Below are 16,731 nucleotides of genomic sequence, written 5' to 3'. Positions count from 1 at the left end.
TACGTATGTCCCGGTTGCCGCGCTGACGCCACGCGTTGGTCTGGTAAACCGAGCGGTTAAACAAAAAAGGCTGGGCTCTGTACTGAACAAGCGCAGCCTTTTTTGTTTGTGTTTGATGTGCCGACGATAGCGACAGTGAAAGGTGTGTTTGTGCTCGCCGTCGTATTGCGGCGTGGTGCCCAGGCCTTAATGCAAAGGTGTACTGCGAATCAGGCCTACTGCGATGCCTTCGAGGGTGAAGTCGTCGTCGGGGGTGACGATAATCGGTTGGAAATCGGGGTTTTCGGGTAGGAGTTCGATGCGCTGGCCGGAGCGGGAAAAGCGCTTGACGGTGACGTCGTCGCCGATGCGTGCGACGACGATTTGGCCATTGCGAGCTTCGGGGGCCTTGCGCACGGCGAGCAGGTCGCCGTCGAGGATGCCGACGTCGCGCATGCTGGCGCCGCGCACGCGCAGGAGGTAATCGGGCGTTTGGGTGAACAGGGCGGGCTCGATGCCGACTTCGCGTTCGACGTGCTCCGCCGCAAGAATGGGGTTGCCGGCGGCTACGCGGCCAACGATGGGAATGAGCAGTTGCCCCGCACCGGGCAGCGCCTCGGGTGCGACGGCTGGGTGGGAGGCACCAGCCAGGCCCAGCAGGCGAATGCCGCGGGAGGCGCCTGCGGTGAGCTCGATGGCACCCTTGCGGGCCAGAGCCTTGAGGTGGTCTTCGGCCGCATTGGCGGACCTGAAGCCGAGCGCGCGGGCGATTTCGGCCCGGGTAGGAGGGAAGCCGGTACGGGAGATTTCGCTGCGGATGAGATCGAGGATCTGCTGCTGGCGAGCGGTGAGTTTGATGGCCATGACTACCCTGACTGTATTTATATACAGGTAGGGATTCTGCAGCAATTCGGGGAAAAGATCAAGGCTGCGCCGTGGCCGGCGCGGATGGCGCGGCCACGGCGAGCAACGGTTGTGCTTACAGCACTGCCGCGATGGACTTGGCGACGTAGTCGATGTTGCGGCTGTTGAGCGCGGCGACGCAGATGCGGCCGCTGGCCACAGCGTATACGCCGTGTTCGTCGCGCAGTCGGTCGACCTGCTGCGACGTGAGACCGGAGTACGAGAACATGCCACGCTGGGCTAGCACGAAGCTGAAGTCTTGCTGCACACCGTTGGCCTTGAGTTTTTCGACCAGTTGCGCACGCATGGTGCGGATACGGTCGCGCATGCCGGCCAGTTCTTGTGTCCATGAGGCAAAGAGCTCAGGCGTATTCAGCACCGACGACACTACCATGCCGCCATGGGTGGGCGGGTTGGAGTAGTTGGTGCGGATGACGCGCTTGAGCTGGCTGAGCACGCGGACGGACTCTTCGCGTGAGGAGCAGATGAGCGTGAGGGCGCCGACGCGTTCGCCGTATAGCGAAAAGGACTTGGAGAACGAAGAACTGACCAGCATGGTGACATCGCGCTGAGCGAACATACGAACCACGGCGGCGTCTTCTTCCAGGCCGTCGCCGAAGCCCTGGTAGGCGATATCGAGGAAGGGAACCAGATTGTGTTCACGCACGACATCGGCGATTTGTTCCCACTGAGCGAAGGTGGGATCGACACCGGTGGGGTTATGGCAGCACGCATGGAGCACAACAATGGTTTTCGCGGGCAGTGCGCGCAGGGCGGCCAGCATGCCGTCGAAATCCAGACCGTGGGTGGCCGCGTTGTAGTAGGGGTAGGTTTCGACAGTGAAACCAGCGGCCTCGAACAGCGCGCGGTGGTTTTCCCAACTGGGGTTGCTGATCACGACCTTGGAAGCGGGCAGCAGGCGCTTGAGGAAATCGGCGCCGATCTTGAGTGCGCCGGTGCCCCCCAGGCTCTGGGCTGTCAGGACGCGGCCGGACGACAGCAGGGGAGAATCCTTGCCCAGCAGCAATGTTTGTGCGCCGGTGTTGTAGCCAGGGATGCCTTCGATGGGCAGGTAGCCGCGCGCTGCATGGGCGGCGACGCGGGCTTCTTCTGCCTTGCGTACCGCGGCCAGCAGGGGGATACGGCCTTCGTCATCGTAGTACACGCCAACGCCGAGGTTCACCTTGTTGGAACGGGTGTCGGCGTTATATTGTTCGTTGAGGCCGAGAATCGGGTCGCGCGGTGCGAGTTCGACGGAATCGAAAAGGGTTGTCATGGCTTGGATGTGGGCTGAGAGTGGGAGAGAGGCAATGCGGGCCGGCCGAAGCCGGGTTGTTTATCTGCACAATGCGCGAGCCATGCTGCCGCCGGTGAAGCATCGAGCGGCGCGCCAGCCCTTGCTGCGCAAGCTTGAAGTAATTTTTTTCAATAATGTGATAATAAGGGGTTTACCCTTACAGTGTCCAGTGTTACAGGTTCAGGCATGAACGCACCCGCACCCGGTTTCATCGAATACCCGGACAGCCCTTTCAAGCTGTACCAACCCTATCCGCCCGCGGGCGATCAGCCGGGCGCGATTGATGCTCTGGTCGAGGGGCTCAACGATGGCCTGATGTATCAGACGTTGCTGGGCGTCACGGGTTCTGGCAAGACCTATACCATGGCCAATGTGATTGCGCGCTGCGGGCGTCCGGCGCTCGTGCTGGCACCCAACAAGACGCTGGCCGCGCAGTTGTATGCCGAGATGCGCGAGTTCTTCCCGCGCAACGCAGTGGAATACTTCGTGTCGTACTACGATTATTACCAGCCCGAGGCCTACGTCCCGACGCGTGATTTGTTCATCGAGAAAGACTCGTCCATCAACGAGCATATCGAGCAGATGCGGCTGTCTGCCACCAAAAGTCTGCTGGAACGGCCGGACACGGTGATCGTCGGCACGGTGTCCTGCATATACGGAATCGGCAATCCGGGCGACTACCACGCCATGGTGCTTACCTTGCGCACGGGCGACCGCATCCCCCGCCAGGAACTCCTGGGCAGGCTGGTTGCCATGCAATACGAGCGCAACGATGTAGAGTTTGCCCGCGGGCATTTTCGTGCCCGTGGCGAGGTCGTCGACGTATTCCCCGCAGAACATGCCGAGTTGGCGCTGCGCATCACCATGTTCGACGACGAAATCGAATCGCTGGATATGTTCGATCCCCTTACCGGCAAGGTGCGGCACGCCGTGCCCCGCTTTACTGTGTTCCCTAGTTCGCATTATGTGACCCCGCGCGAAACCGTACTGCGGGCGATCGAAACGATCAAACAGGAACTGCGCGAGCGCCTTGCCCAGTTGGTGGCCGACAACAAGTTGGTCGAGGCCCAGCGCCTGGAGCAGCGCACCCGTTTTGATCTCGAGATGCTGCAGGAGTTGGGCTTTTGTAAGGGCATCGAAAACTATTCGCGGCATTTGTCGGGTGCGGCGCCGGGCGAGCCGCCGCCCACGCTGATCGACTATCTGCCCGCCAATGCCCTGATGTTTATCGATGAAAGCCATGTCACCATGGGGCAGTTGAGCGCCATGTACCGGGGCGACCGTTCGCGCAAATCCACACTGGTGCAATTTGGGTTCCGCCTGCCTTCGGCCATGGATAACCGGCCGCTGCAGCTTGAAGAATTCGAGCATCGGATGCGTCAATGTATATTTGTCTCCGCGACACCGGCCGCCTATGAAAAGGAGCACACCGACAATGTGGTGGAGCAGGTGGTGCGGCCCACCGGCCTGGTCGATCCCGAAGTCGAAGTGCGGCCGGCGCAGACGCAGGTGGACGACCTCCTGGGCGAGATCAGGCTGCGTGTTCAGGCAGGTGATCGGGTGCTGGTCACCACGCTTACCAAGCGCATGGCCGAAGACCTCACGGATTACCTCTCAGAGAACGGCCTGAAGGTGCGCTACCTGCATTCGGACATCGATACGGTCGAGCGTGTGGAGATCATCCGTGATTTGCGGCTGGGTGTGTTCGATGTGTTGGTGGGGATCAACCTGTTGCGCGAGGGCCTGGATATCCCCGAGGTGTCGCTGGTCGCGATTCTCGATGCCGACAAAGAAGGGTTTCTGCGTTCCGAGCGCAGCCTGATCCAGACGATAGGGCGCGCGGCCCGCAACCTGAATGGCCGCGCGATCCTGTATGCCGACCGCATCACCGATTCAATGCGTCGCGCCATGGACGAAACCGAACGGCGGCGGACCAAGCAGCTTGCCTTTAACGTGCAACACGGTATCACTGCGCGTGGTGTCAGCAAGGCGGTGCGCGAACTGATCGACGGTGTGATGGCTGTTCCCGCGCCCAGCGCGGCCGATGATATCCCGGCCGAGGTGCTGCGTGATGACAAGGCGCTCGCGCGTGAGATCAAGCGGCTGACCGCCTTGATGATGGATCACGCCCGAAACCTGGAATTTGAGCAGGCAGCTGCGGCGCGTGATGCGCTCAATCGCCTCAAAGAGCGCGCCCTGATGTCGTAAGGCGTTAGGGTGGGCAGGCAGAAGCCGGCCACCGGCCCGATTTGCGATATCTTGCCGCGCACAGGCATGCCGCATGCTGCCCCTCGTGCTCAATTGTTGGAAATTGCCAACAATTGAAATGGCAGTTCATCGTCCTGTAACAGCTTTTGCTGGATTCTTATATTAGTTTTATTGCATTCGCCTGACCTAGGGTTTACCATAACCACTTCAAGGCTTTCAGGGTTTGCCCGGCATTTATGCTGCGCCGCATGATTTGTGGCTCGGCACACCGAGTCGGATGCGAAAACCGGTTCGCCGCCACAGCTTTCGTGGCCGCTAAACCATTTGTACGTTTGGCTTTTCACGCATTGTCAACAGGAAAGTGCGGGCCTTTTGCCGCACGCAAAAATGCTTGCCATACAGCGGGTTTTCCCGCACACTCACGCCTATTATGACTAAGGTACTTTTCGTTTGCATGGGTAATATCTGTCGCTCGCCGAGCGCAGAGGGTGTCTTCCGCCATATGGTCGATGAGGCGGGCCTCTCTGGCGTCATCGGCGTAGATTCGGCGGGCACCCACGGCTTCCATATCGGGGAAGCCCCCGACGCACGCGCACAAGCGGCCGGGCGCAAGCGCGGTTACGAGTTGTCCCACTGCGTGGCGCGTCAGGTTACTGCCGAAGACTTCCGCGAGTTCGATCTTATCCTGGCCATGGACTGGGAAAATCTTTCCGCATTGCAGCAGCAATGCCCCAAGATCTATCAGCATAAGCTGATGCTGCTCATGCGTTTCTCAAACGAGTACGAAGAAGCAACGGTGCCAGATCCCTACTATGGTGGCCCCGAGGCATTCAACAAAGTGCTCGACTACCTCGAAGACGCCTGTCAGGGCGTACTCGAGCTGGTGCGCAAACGCGCGTTGCAGTATCAGGCCGCATAAAGCGGCGCGCTATATAAATAGCACCTCAAAAAAACCGTGCTCAGGCACGGTTTTTTCATGGCTAATTCCTTAGCAAAACAGTCGGTAATTTGGTAAACTTGAGTTATTTAGTCGGAAATGGTTTCGGGCTGGCTTGGGCCCGTGGCCATGCGCGGTAAATCGGCTGCGCGCCGTATTCATTTTTCCAATGTCCTGCAAGGAATCATAGCCATGCGACTGACAACCAAAGGCCGTTTCGCGGTCACTGCAATGATCGATTTGGCGCTGCGCCAGCACAGTGGCCCGGTCACGCTGGCGGCGATCAGCAAGCGCCAGAATATCTCCTTGTCGTACCTTGAACAATTGTTCGGCAAGTTGCGCCGGCACGAACTGGTCGACAGCATGCGGGGCCCAGGCGGTGGCTACTCGCTGGGCCGCCTGGCGCGCAACATTACAGTGGCAGACATTATTTTCGCGGTCGACGAGCCGCTGGATGCCACCAGCTGTGGCGGCAAGGAAAATTGTAATATCGGCCGCAACGGCGGTACGGGTAAATGCATGACACATGACCTCTGGGCCAGTCTTAATCGTAAAATGATTGATTATCTCGATTCCGTGTCCCTGCAAGACCTCGTCGACCAGCAGCGCATGCGGCAACTGCAAGAGGCCAACCAGGCCCGCGCAGCCGCCGCCGGCCGCATGATGGAAGCGCCGGTGCTGGGGCCCATGCGGGCATAGCCGCATTCCAGGAGCAACGCCGATGGCCAGCCATCCCGTCTATTTTGATTACGCTGCCACCACGCCGGTGGATCCGCGCGTGGCCGAGAAAATGATCCCATGGATCACTACGCATTTCGGCAACCCAGCCTCCAATACGCACGCCTGGGGATGGGAGGCGGAAGAGGCCGTGGAAACGGCTCGCGCCCAAGTGGCCGGGCTGGTCAATGCCGATCCGCGTGAAATCGTCTGGACATCCGGCGCCACCGAATCCGACAACCTAGCCATCAAGGGCGCGGCCCAGGCCAACAGCGCGCGGGGCAAGCATATCGTCACCGTGGCGACCGAGCACAAGGCTGTATTGGATACCTGCCGCGAGCTCGAACGGCAAGGGTTCGAGGTTACCTGGCTCGAGGTCGGCCCAGACGGCTTGCTCGATGCTGATCGCTTTCGCGCCGCATTGCGGCCGGATACCACTGTGGCTTCGGTCATGCTGGTCAACAACGAGATCGGGGTGGTGCAGGACATCGCCGCGTTGGGGGCACTGTGCCGCGAAGCGGGGGTGGTGTTTCATGTCGATGCCGCCCAGGCCACCGGTAAGGTTGCCATCGACCTGCAGGCGCTGGATGTCGACCTGATGTCCTTCTCTGCCCACAAAACCTATGGCCCCAAGGGCATAGGCGCGCTGTATGTGCGCCGCAAGCCACGTGTGCGCTTGACGGCGCAGATTCACGGTGGAGGCCATGAGCGCGGCATGCGGTCGGGAACCTTGGCGACGCACCAGATCGTGGGCATGGGTGAGGCCTTTCGTCTGGCGGGGCTTGGAATGCAGGCGGACAATGCTCGCATCGTGGCCCTGCGAGATCGCCTTTGGGCCGGTCTTTCGCAGATTCCCGATCTCTATCTTAATGGCCACGCCGAACGTCGTGTGCCGCACAATGTCAACGTCAGCGTCGACTACATCGAGGGTGAGGCATTAATGATGTCGCTGATCGAACTGGCGCTGTCCAGCGGCTCGGCCTGCACCTCGGCCAGCCTCGAGCCTTCATATGTGCTGCGGGCCATCGGCCGCAGCGACGCACTCGCGCACAGTTCTTTGCGCCTGTCGTTGGGTCGTTTCACACGCACCGAAGACGTAGACTTGGCCGTGCGCGTGATTACTGAGCGGGTTGCGCAGTTGCGCGAGGTCTCCCCCTTGTGGGAAATGGCGCGGCAAGGCGTGGATCTCAATGCGGTCCAGTGGGCTGCGCACTGATGGGGGCGGCGGGGTGAGCAGCAGCAACAAGATATACAGCGACATGGTGCAGGATCACTACCTGCATCCGCGCAATGTGGGCACGCTGGACAACAGCGATGTACGGGTGGGCACCGGCATGGCAGGGTCGCCGGCTTCGGGCGGTGTTACCCGCATGCAGATACAGGTCGATGAATCGGGTATCATCAAAGAGACACGGTTCAAGGTGTATGGTTGCGGTTGCACCATTGCCGCGGGGTCGCTGGCCAGTGTTTGGCTCAAGGGCAAAACTCTCGACCAGGCCCTCGCTATTCGCGATACCGAAATCGCGCAGGCGCTGGCGCTGCCACCCATTAAGTTACATTGTTCCATCCTGGCCGAAAACGCCATCAAGGCTGCGGTCCAGAATTACCGGGAAAAGCATCAGGACTAATCATGGCTATTACACTTACGCAACGCGCCGCCGACCACGTCCAGCGCCACCTCGAGAAACGGGGTGGAGGCATTGGCCTGCGCCTGGGCGTGCGGCTGACTGGGTGTTCAGGCCTGTCGTATAAACTGGATTTCGTCGATGAGGCGGCCGCTCAGGATCTACTGTTCGAACAGCATGGCGTGAAGCTTTACGTCGACCCCAAGAGCCTGCCCTTCATCGATGGCACAGAGATCGACTACGCGCGCGAAGGGCTGAACGAAGGCTTCCGCTTTACCAATCCCAACGAGAAAGCCTCTTGCGGCTGCGGTGAGTCGTTCACCGTCTGATTCACGTGCTGGTTGCGTGCATCGCGCCTTTCCTCTTTGTTCGCGCCACGCGGCGCGGTCTGGCATGCAGGTTCCCCATTCATGACGTCCCATCCTCCTTTGCGGTTTGGCTTGGCGGCCAATCGCTTGCATCACGAAACCTATGGCGCCGCGCTGTTCAAATGGCTTGAGCGCTCCGCCCCCAGCGTGCGCGAACTGGGTGCGTCGCTCTATACGGTTGGCCGCACCTACGACGCAATCGAACGCTCCGGCCTGTTGCGCGGCTATACGGGGCTGGTGCGTTTCCCGTATGGCCGGGAAGGCGGGCTGATGAAGCTGGTGGCGCATGTTACCGAGGGCGTCGAGGGCCAGCCGCCGTTCGACGGCGCCATCTATCTCATTGATCCGGTTGATCCCTCGTCCATCTTCCCTGAGGCATTGGCGCTCAAGCGCCAATGCATCACACACGGCCGGCCGTTCGTGTCCACGCTGATGGGGGCGATCGAATGGATAGAAATCGAGCGCCTGTGCCGCGGCTTGGCACCTGATTCGTCTGTAAAGGATGTCTTCGAGGTCGCCAACCAGACGCTGGGTTTGATTGCCCACGATGCACTCAAGGGGCAAATGGTTGAGTTCGCCGACCGCCACTTCGACCTGCTGTCGCGTTTTGCACGGCGGGTGGGTACTGGCACAACCAGCAGCCGCCTGAATGAGCTAGCCTGGTCGCGGGGCTGGCCGCCCGAGCAGCAATGGATACAGCCATTTCTGAGCGGGCCGCTGGGCGGCGACGCGCAGATTGCCGACCTGGTGCTGGAGCGCCGTTGCCAGCGCGTAATCTTCTTTGAAGATCCGCATGTGGCACGCCAACATGAGGCGGATATTCAATTGCTGGAACGTGCAGTCCGGGTGGTGACCGAGCATGCCTGCTGTATTGCGTCGCCGGCTGTGGCCCACAAATGGGCTGGGGCGGTGGCAACGGTGGTCTGATACGGCCAGGAGGCACAAACGTCAGATCGCGCTGCCGGCTCAGGGGCGGCGGCAATGATGGCCTGATGCGGCCGCTTCACTGAAATAAAACGGCCCGCTCGTATCTCGAGCGGGCCGCTTTGCATCCATGTATCGGGTCAGTCTTCGCGGCGCAGGTGCGGGAAGAGAATAACGTCGCGAATGCTGGGGCTGTCAGTGAGCAACATGACGAGGCGGTCGATGCCGATGCCGCAGCCGCCGGTGGGTGGCAGGCCGTATTCCAGGGCGCGGATGTAGTCGGCGTCGTAGTACATGGCTTCTTCGTCGCCGGCGTCTTTGGCGGCTGCCTGGGCCAGGAAGCGGGCGGCCTGGTCTTCCGGGTCGTTGAGTTCGGAGAAACCGTTGGCGATTTCGCGGCCCGTCATGAACAACTCGAAGCGTTCGGTGATGCCGGGGTCGTTGTCCGAGGCGCGGGCCAGCGGCGAGACCTCGACGGGGTAGTCGATGATGAAGGTGGGGTTCCACAGCTTCGCTTCGGCGGTTTCCTCGAACAGCGCCAGCTGCAGGGCGCCCATGCCGGCACGGCCCAGCACGGGGCCGTCGACGTCGGCGCCCAGGCGGCGCAGTTCCTGGCGCAGGAAAGTGTCGTCATGCAGTTGCGCATCGGTGTAGCCGGGCGCGTATTTCTGTATGGCCTGCACGATGGTGAGACGGTCGAAAGGCTGGGACAGGTCTAGTGTTTCGCCCTGATAGGTGAGCACGGCGCTGCCGGTTGCGTCGATGGCAACCTGGCGCAGCAGGGATTCGGTATAGCTCATCAACCATTGATAGTCGGTGTAGGCCGCGTAGAACTCCATCATGGTGAATTCTGGGTTGTGACGCGGGCTGACGCCTTCGTTGCGGAAGTTGCGGTTGACTTCGAATACGCGTTCGAATCCGCCTACCACCAGGCGTTTGAGGTACAGCTCGGGCGCGATCCGCAGGAACATTTCCATATCGAGCGCATTGTGGTGGGTAACGAAGGGCTTGGCTGCCGCACCGCCTGGGATGGGGTGCAGCATTGGCGTTTCGACTTCCAGGAACCCGGCGTTGACCATGAAGTTGCGCAGGCTGGAAATGGTTTTACTGCGGGCCAGGAAGGTACGGCGGGTGTCGTCCGTCATGATGAGATCGACATAGCGCTGGCGGTAGCGCATTTCTTGGTCGGCCAAGCCGTGAAATTTATCAGGCAGCGGCCGCAGGGATTTGGCCAGCAGGCGGATAGCCGTGGCATGGACTGACAGCTCGCCCTTGTTGGTCTTGAACATCGTGCCTTCGACCGCCAGGATGTCGCCGATGTCCCAGCCCTTGAACGCGGCATAGGCCTCGTCGCCCAGTTGGGTGCGGTCGAGGAAAACCTGGATGCGGCCCGAGCCGTCTTGCAGCGTGGCAAAGCTTGCCTTGCCCATGACGCGTTTGAGCATCATGCGGCCCGCTACCTTCACCCGCCGGTTCTGGGCTTCCACCTCGGTCTTGTCCTGCGCATCGTACTCGGCATGCAAATCGGCGGCGCGTGCATCAGGCTGGAAATCGTTGGGGTAGGCTGCCCCTTCTTCGCGCAGGCGGGCAAGCTTGCCGCGCCGCTCGGCGATCAGGTGGTTTTCGTCGGCGACAGGTAGGTTGGGCGTAGGATCATTCATGGGTGAGGCGTTTCAATCGTAGTTTCGGATGTCGTCGAGCACGGTGGCGCCGAAGTCGTCGCGGGCCAGAAAGCGCAGGATGCGGGCGGCGGTGTCTTGGGGGCTGGCCAGTTGGCCTTGCTCGTACAGCTGCGTGAAGCGGGGTAGGTTGGGGAAATCGGCCGGGTCGCTGGCGCGGATGGTTTGCTGCATGGCGGTGTCGATGACGCCCGGCGCCAGCGCCACCGCTTGCACACCGTGGTTTTCGGATGCCAGCACGCGGGTGTAGAGGTCGAGTGCGGCTTTGGTGGCGCAGTAGACCCCCCAGCCAGGTACCGGGCTGCGGCCTGCGCCCGACGAGATGTTGAGCACGCGGCGCACGGCTTGCTGTTGCGGCGAGACGGCTTGGAGGAAGGCTGCCGTGAGCAGCATGACGCTGGTAACGTTCAGGCTGAAGGCGGCGGTGATCGCCGCGGCTTGAGTGAGGTGATCAGCCTGGGCGACCGGCTCGACCGTGCCAGCGTTGTTGATCAGCAGGTAGCGCTGCGCGCCTGGGGGCAGGCTGGCGACGATCTGCGTGGCTACGCGCTCTGTGGCGGCGGGGTTGGCCAGATCGCACTGCACTTGTTGCAAGCTGGCGCCGGCCTGCTCGGCTTGCGCGGCCAGCTCGGCGTCGTGCGTGCGGGCAATGGTAAGCAGCCAGGTGTCGCGTGCCAGCAGCCCGCGGGCCAGGGCTTGGCCCAGGCCTCGCGAGGCGCCGGTGACGATCGCCACGGTGGTCGCTTGCATAGCTATACCCCTTGTTTCAGGCTGGCTTCGATAAAGGCATCGAGGTCGCCATCGAGTACCTTCTGGGTGTTGGAGATCTCGACGTTGGTGCGCAGGTCTTTGATGCGGCTCTGGTCCAGCACGTAGGAGCGGATTTGATGGCCCCAGCCCACGTCAGTCTTGGCGTCTTCCATTTTTTGCTGCTCGGCCATGCGTTCGCGCATTTCTTTTTCGTACAGGCGCGACTTGAGCATCTGCATGGCTTCGGCGCGGTTGCGGTGCTGGGAGCGATCATTCTGGCACTGTACGACGATGCCGGTGGGTATGTGCGTGATACGCACGGCGGAGTCTGTCTTGTTGATGTGCTGGCCGCCCGCGCCACTGGCGCGGTAGGTGTCCACGCGCAGGTCAGCGGGGTTTACGTCGACCTCGAAGGAGTCGTCGACTTCGGGGTAGACAAATACGCTGGCGAAGGAAGTGTGGCGGCCGTTGGAGGAGTCGAAGGGGCTTTTGCGCACCAGGCGGTGTATGCCGGTTTCGGTACGCAGGAAGCCGAAAGCGTGGTCGCCTTCGACTTTGAGCGTGGCCGACTTGATGCCGGCGACTTCGCCCTCGGACTCTTCGAGTATTTCGGTCTTGAAATCTTTGCGCTCGCAATACCTAAGGTACTGGCGCAGCAGCATGGATGCCCAGTCTTGTGCCTCGGTGCCGCCGGCGCCAGCCTGGATGTCGATGAAGCAGTTGAGCGGGTCGGCGGGGTTGGAGAACATACGGCGGAACTCGAGTGCTTCGAGCTCTTCCCGGATGCGGTCTACGTCCGCTTCGACAGCCAGCAAGGTGGCGTCGTCGTTCTCGGCGGCGGCCAGTTCGAACAGGTCGCGCGCATCGGCGAGCCCGTCGGCGATGCCTGTCAGGGTGCCAACAATGGTGTCCAGGCTTTTCTTTTCGCGCCCGAGATCCTGGGCATGCTTAGGGTCGTTCCAGACGTCGGGGCTTTCGAGCTCGGCGTTTACGACGTGCAAGCGTTCAGCCTTGGCATCGTAGTCAAAGATACCTCCGGAGCAAGGCCTGGCGCTCGGCGTAGTCGTCAAGGTGCGCGGCGAGTAGGTTCTGGCGTTCTGCTTCCATGGTGAGTTCCTGAAGATAAGTACTTTTGGTTAACCCAGTATTTTAACCCGTTGCGGGCGGGGCTAGAATGCGCACTTGACCAACCGCCGCGCCAATACGTTCGCCGCCATGCCAAGTACCGCTGCCAGCCACCCCGAACCCGCCACCAACACTGCCAGCAATGGGGGGCCTGGAGCGGGGCTGGCGAACATGTCGCCCGCGAATTTCGGCATGGTCATGGCAACCGGCATCGTGTCCCTTGCCGCGCACATGCTGGGCCACGGCATCATTGCGCACGCGCTGTTCCTGCTCAACAACGCGTTGTTCGTGGCGCTCTGCGTGCTGTCCGTCCTGCGTATGTTGCGCCATCCGCGGGCTTTTTTCGGTGATATGTTCGACCACGGGCGCGGCCCTGGTTTTTTCACTACGGTGGCTGCCTGCGCCGTGCTGGGCAGCCAGTATATGGTACTGGCGCGTGATATGTATCTGGGGCAGGTGCTCTGGGCGGTTGCACTCACGCTCTGGGCATTCCTTACCTACGCCGTTTTTGCCGCATTTACCATCAAACGTGAAAAACCCGCGCTCGACAAAGGGCTCAGCGGTGCCTGGCTGCTGGCCATTGTCGCCACGCAGGCCATTGCGGTGGCCAGTTCACTGCTGTCGGGCACCCTGGCGCAGCCGGTGCGGTTGGAGCTGAATTTCCTGGCGCTGTCGATGTGGCTATGGGGCGGCATGTTGTACATCTGGACGATGACGCTGATTTTCTACCGCTACACGTTTTTCAGTTTCTCGCCGGCCGACCTCACACCGCCATACTGGATAAATATGGGGGCTATGGCCATCTCCACACTGGCCGGCTCGCTGTTGGTAGGTCACGCCGACGACAGCGCACCCTATCTGGTGTCGCTGCTGCCGTTCATCAAGGGCTTCACCATTTTTTATTGGGCAAGTGGGACGTGGTGGATTCCGATGCTGCTCATCCTCAGTGTGTGGCGCTACATCTGGCAGCGCTATCCCTTGCACTATGACCCACTTTACTGGGGGGCCGTGTTTCCGCTTGGTATGTATGCGGCGGCGACCTTCGAATTACAGGCTGTGATGGGGTTTGCATTTTTGCAGCCCTTGGCGCGGGTGTTTTTCGTACTGGCTTGCGTGGCGTGGGCAGCTGCTTTCGGTGGCTTGGTATGGCGGTTGCTGCGTCGGCCCGGGTCTGCGCTATAGCGGGGCCTTTTTGCACTGCCAGGGGTTGTGACCCCTGGCAGTAGCAACGCTATTCGAGCAGATTTGGCAGCCACAACGAAACCTGCGGCACATAGGTAATTAGCACAAGGAAGCCCAGCAACAGAATCAGCCACGGCGACGCGGCGCGCACCACCTGGCCTATCGTCATGCGTGTAATCCCAGCCGTGACGAACAGGTTCAGTCCAATGGGTGGTGTCACCATGCCTATCTCCAGGTTGACCACAATCATGACGCCCAAGTGAACAGGGTCTATGCCCAGTTCCATAGCGATGGGAAACAGAATAGGGGCCAGGATCAGGATGATGCCGGTTGGCTCCATGAACATGCCCGCCACCAGCAAGAGCAGGTTGACCACGATCAGGAACTGCCAGGGCGCCATGTTCCAGGCCACGATCTGTTCCGCGATTGCCTGCGGGATACGCTCGGTCGTGAGCACGTGGGCGAACAGCAGCGCGTTGACGATGATGAACATCAGCATGATGGTCACCTTGGCCGCGTCCATCAGCACGTCGGGCGTTTGGGTCAGCTTGATGTCGCGATACACGAATACGGCGACAAAGAATGCATAGACGGCGGACACAGCCGCCGCTTCAGTCGGGGTGAAAACGCCGCCGTAGATCCCGCCCAGGATGATGACGATGAGCAGCAGGCCCCAGATCGAGTCGCGGCCCGCCGCCACGACTTCGCGCAGCGACGCGCGCGGCTGCCGTGGGAAGTTTTTGATGCGGGCAATCACGTAAATGGCGACCATCAACAACAGGCCCAGCAACAGACCGGGCACCACGCCTGCCATGAACAGCCTGCCAACCGAAGTTTCGGTGGCGGCACCATAGACCACCATCACGATGGACGGCGGGATCAATATGCCCAGCGTACCGGCATTGCAGATCACGCCTGCCGCGAAAGGCAAGGGGTAGCCGGAACGCACCATGCCTGCAATGACGATGGAGCCCACTGCCACAACGGTGGCGGGCGACGACCCGGACACCGCCGCGAACAGGCAGCAGGCCATCACCGATGCGATGGCCAGCCCGCCGTGGAAATGCCCAACCGTTGCGACAGCGAAACGGATCATACGCCGTGCGACGCCGCCGGTCGTCATGAATGCCCCCGCCAGGATGAAAAACGGAATCGCCATCAGCGTAAAGTGCTCGGACGTTTCGTACATCTTGAGTGCGAGTGACGCAAGTGAGTCGGTGCCAAACAGGAAGATGGTAAGCAACGAGGACAGGCCGAGCGCCACCGCCACCGGCATGCCGATGAACATGAAGACGAACAGCATGATGAAAAGGCCGAGTGTGGTCATGGCTGTTCTCCATCGGCGGGGATGTCGGTGCGGTGCTTGAGGGCCTCTTCGGCCTCATCACCAAGCAAGCGTGAACGCTTGCCGCGCAGCAGGTCGCGCAGGATGCCCAGCAGGCGCAGCAGCAGCAGCGCAAAACCCACCGGCATGACCAGGCGCGGCACCCATTGCGGGATGGGTATGTCTTGCGCAAGGATGCCGATGTCGTACATTTTGCTGACGTAGACCCAGCCTCCATAGAAAACAATGAGTGCGTAGACGAGGCATAGCAGTGTGGCGACAATGGCTACGGCACGGGCAGTGCGAGGAGGCAGCAGCTTCACCAGGGCATCCACGCCGATATGGGCGCTGACGCGCACGCCATAAGAGATGCCCAGGAAAATAAGCCCGCCAAAGATAAAGGTGGCCAGTTCGAGCGCCCAAACATAGCTGTAGTTGAAAACATACCGGGCCACAACCTGGGCGAAGGTAATGAGGGTCATGACCGCCAGAAGCGTGGCGAGCAGCCACTCTTCAAGCCGCTCGTGCCAGCGAGGTTTCATGCGAGGCTCCTGAAGCATGGAATAGGCGCGCGGCCGTCACGCCCACGGGTGGCCATGGGCGCGGCGTGCCGCATTGACATGCGCGTTGCGCGGTTCAGGATTGGTTTGCTTTCTGGGCGGCGTCGATCAGGTCTTTGCCGATATCGCCTTCAAACTTCTTCCACACGGGCTCCATGGCCTTGCGCCATGCGGCTACGTCGTCCTTGCTGAGTACCTGTACCTTCGCTTTCTTGGCATCGATGATACGCTGGCGGTCTTCTTTGTTCAGCTTGGCGGCTTCTCCGTTGGCGTAGACGGTGGCTTCTTTCATGGCCTGTGTCAGCCCCTTGCGGATGTCTTCCGGCAGGCCGTCCCACCACTTGGCGTTGGTGACGACCATGTAGTCGATCACACCATGGTTGGTGTTGGCAATGGTTTTCTGGACCTCGTAGAACTTCTGGGAATAGATGTTGGACCAGGTGTTTTCCTGGCCGTCGACCACGCCGGTCTGCAAGGCCTGATAGACCTCGCTGAAGGCGAGCTTTTGCGGGTTTGCGCCCAACTGGCGGAACTGTGCCTCGAGCACATCGGAGGCCTGGATGCGGAACTTGAGGCCTTTGACATCTTCAGGCCGCTCGAGCTTGTCGCGGTTGGTGGAAAGCTGCTTCAAGCCGTTGTGCCAGTACGCCAGACCCTTGAGCCCCCGGTTCTTCATGGCGTCGAGCAGCGCTTGGCCGGCCTCGCTTTGCTGGAAGCGGTCTACCGCGGCCTCATCGTCGAACAAGAAAGGCAGATCGAACAATTGCAGCTTTTTGGTGTAGCGGTCGAACTTGGATAGCGATGGCGCGATCAAGTGGACATCGCCCAACAGCAGGGCTTCCATTTCTTTGGCATCGCCGAACAGCTGCGAATTGGGAAACACCTGCACTTCTACCTTGCCGGGCAGCAGCTTCTCGGCAACTTCTTTGAACTTGAGCGCACCCTGGCCCTTGGGCGTTTTGGCGGCCACCACGTGACTGAACTTGATGACAATGGGGCTCTGGGCGGCGGCGGGCGCGCCAAATGTCAATGCGACCGCCACACTCAATATGCTTGCTACCGAGATGATTTTCATATTTTTGTCTCCTTTGTCGAGCCGCTCTGGGAGGCTGGCCTACATGTTTGTTGTGCGTTGCCCGGGTAGGTCGACGCG

The 16,731-nt window shown here is 60.9% G+C and carries 16 protein-coding genes; 8 read left to right on the top strand and 8 right to left on the bottom strand.

The window, feature by feature from the left end:
• Positions 1–186 precede the first annotated feature (186 nt).
• Positions 187–843, bottom strand: coding sequence for a transcriptional repressor LexA (gene lexA, locus LOL23_RS03335; RefSeq protein WP_237173151.1), 657 nt, complete (start codon positions 841–843; stop codon positions 187–189).
• A 115-nt stretch (positions 844–958) separates the two neighbouring features.
• Positions 959–2,158, bottom strand: coding sequence for an amino acid aminotransferase (locus LOL23_RS03330; protein ID WP_237173150.1), 1,200 nt, complete (start codon positions 2,156–2,158; stop codon positions 959–961).
• Positions 2,159–2,365: 207 nt separating this feature from the next.
• On the opposite strand from LOL23_RS03330, the gene uvrB reads away from it, so the two are divergent.
• From uvrB to LOL23_RS03295, 7 genes are all read left to right on the top strand, one after another.
• The gene (uvrB, locus tag LOL23_RS03325; protein WP_160981691.1) at positions 2,366–4,387 is read left to right on the top strand and encodes an excinuclease ABC subunit UvrB; all 2,022 of its coding nucleotides are present in this window, start codon (positions 2,366–2,368) and stop codon (positions 4,385–4,387) included.
• Positions 4,388–4,814: 427 nt separating this feature from the next.
• The gene (locus LOL23_RS03320; protein WP_160981937.1) at positions 4,815–5,306 is read left to right on the top strand and encodes a low molecular weight protein-tyrosine-phosphatase; all 492 of its coding nucleotides are present in this window, start codon (positions 4,815–4,817) and stop codon (positions 5,304–5,306) included.
• Positions 5,307–5,516: 210 nt separating this feature from the next.
• Positions 5,517–6,023 (top strand): Fe-S cluster assembly transcriptional regulator IscR, encoded by a 507-nt coding sequence (iscR, locus tag LOL23_RS03315; protein ID WP_160981689.1) that lies wholly within the window; start codon positions 5,517–5,519, stop codon positions 6,021–6,023.
• 22 nt (positions 6,024–6,045) lie between these two features.
• Positions 6,046–7,257 (top strand): IscS subfamily cysteine desulfurase, encoded by a 1,212-nt coding sequence (locus LOL23_RS03310; RefSeq protein WP_237173149.1) that lies wholly within the window; start codon positions 6,046–6,048, stop codon positions 7,255–7,257.
• 43 nt (positions 7,258–7,300) lie between these two features.
• Positions 7,301–7,669: an iron-sulfur cluster assembly scaffold protein gene (locus LOL23_RS03305; protein ID WP_237173199.1), complete on the top strand. Its 369-nt coding sequence runs from the start codon at positions 7,301–7,303 to the stop codon at positions 7,667–7,669.
• A gap of 2 nt (positions 7,670–7,671) precedes the next feature.
• On the top strand, positions 7,672–7,995 hold the full coding sequence (iscA, locus tag LOL23_RS03300) for an iron-sulfur cluster assembly protein IscA (RefSeq protein ID WP_160981683.1): 324 nt from the start codon (positions 7,672–7,674) through the stop codon (positions 7,993–7,995).
• Between the two features lie 81 nt (positions 7,996–8,076).
• Positions 8,077–8,961: a methylglyoxal synthase gene (locus LOL23_RS03295; protein WP_160981681.1), complete on the top strand. Its 885-nt coding sequence runs from the start codon at positions 8,077–8,079 to the stop codon at positions 8,959–8,961.
• 137 nt (positions 8,962–9,098) lie between these two features.
• Here the strand turns inward: LOL23_RS03295 and lysS are convergent, their stop codons facing one another.
• The 3 genes from lysS to prfB all read right to left on the bottom strand — a co-directional run bounded on the left by lysS (position 9,099) and on the right by prfB (position 12,494).
• Positions 9,099–10,619: a lysine--tRNA ligase gene (gene lysS / locus LOL23_RS03290; RefSeq protein ID WP_160981679.1), complete on the bottom strand. Its 1,521-nt coding sequence runs from the start codon at positions 10,617–10,619 to the stop codon at positions 9,099–9,101.
• A gap of 12 nt (positions 10,620–10,631) precedes the next feature.
• Positions 10,632–11,387, bottom strand: coding sequence for an SDR family oxidoreductase (locus tag LOL23_RS03285; protein WP_160981677.1), 756 nt, complete (start codon positions 11,385–11,387; stop codon positions 10,632–10,634).
• Between the two features lie 2 nt (positions 11,388–11,389).
• A protein-coding gene (gene prfB, locus LOL23_RS03280; RefSeq protein WP_202411809.1) for a peptide chain release factor 2 occupies positions 11,390–12,494 on the bottom strand; the annotation gives its coding sequence in 2 pieces (ribosomal slippage) (positions 11,390–12,412 and positions 12,414–12,494; 1,104 coding nt in all).
• A 108-nt stretch (positions 12,495–12,602) separates the two neighbouring features.
• Here prfB and LOL23_RS03275 point away from each other — a divergent pair.
• Positions 12,603–13,694: a tellurite resistance/C4-dicarboxylate transporter family protein gene (locus tag LOL23_RS03275; RefSeq protein ID WP_305072115.1), complete on the top strand. Its 1,092-nt coding sequence runs from the start codon at positions 12,603–12,605 to the stop codon at positions 13,692–13,694.
• Positions 13,695–13,743: 49 nt separating this feature from the next.
• On the opposite strand, the gene LOL23_RS03270 is transcribed toward LOL23_RS03275, so the two are convergent.
• The 3 genes from LOL23_RS03270 to LOL23_RS03260 form a co-directional block, all read right to left on the bottom strand.
• Entirely contained in the window at positions 13,744–15,021 is a 1,278-nt protein-coding gene (locus LOL23_RS03270; protein WP_160981673.1) for a TRAP transporter large permease, read from the bottom strand.
• Positions 15,018–15,560, bottom strand: coding sequence for a TRAP transporter small permease (locus tag LOL23_RS03265; RefSeq protein ID WP_160981671.1), 543 nt, complete (start codon positions 15,558–15,560; stop codon positions 15,018–15,020). Before LOL23_RS03265 ends, LOL23_RS03270 begins: the two co-directional genes overlap by 4 nt.
• Before the next feature lie 94 nt (positions 15,561–15,654).
• Entirely contained in the window at positions 15,655–16,653 is a 999-nt protein-coding gene (locus LOL23_RS03260) for a TRAP transporter substrate-binding protein (RefSeq protein WP_160981669.1), read from the bottom strand.
• Positions 16,654–16,731 lie beyond the last annotated feature (78 nt).

This window comes from Paracandidimonas lactea, from assembly GCF_021653995.1.
Taxonomy (GTDB): Bacteria; Pseudomonadota; Gammaproteobacteria; order Burkholderiales; family Burkholderiaceae_B; genus Allopusillimonas; species Allopusillimonas lactea.
The sequence above is the reverse complement of the archived record's forward strand: the minus strand, read 5'-3'. Positions and strand labels throughout refer to the sequence as shown.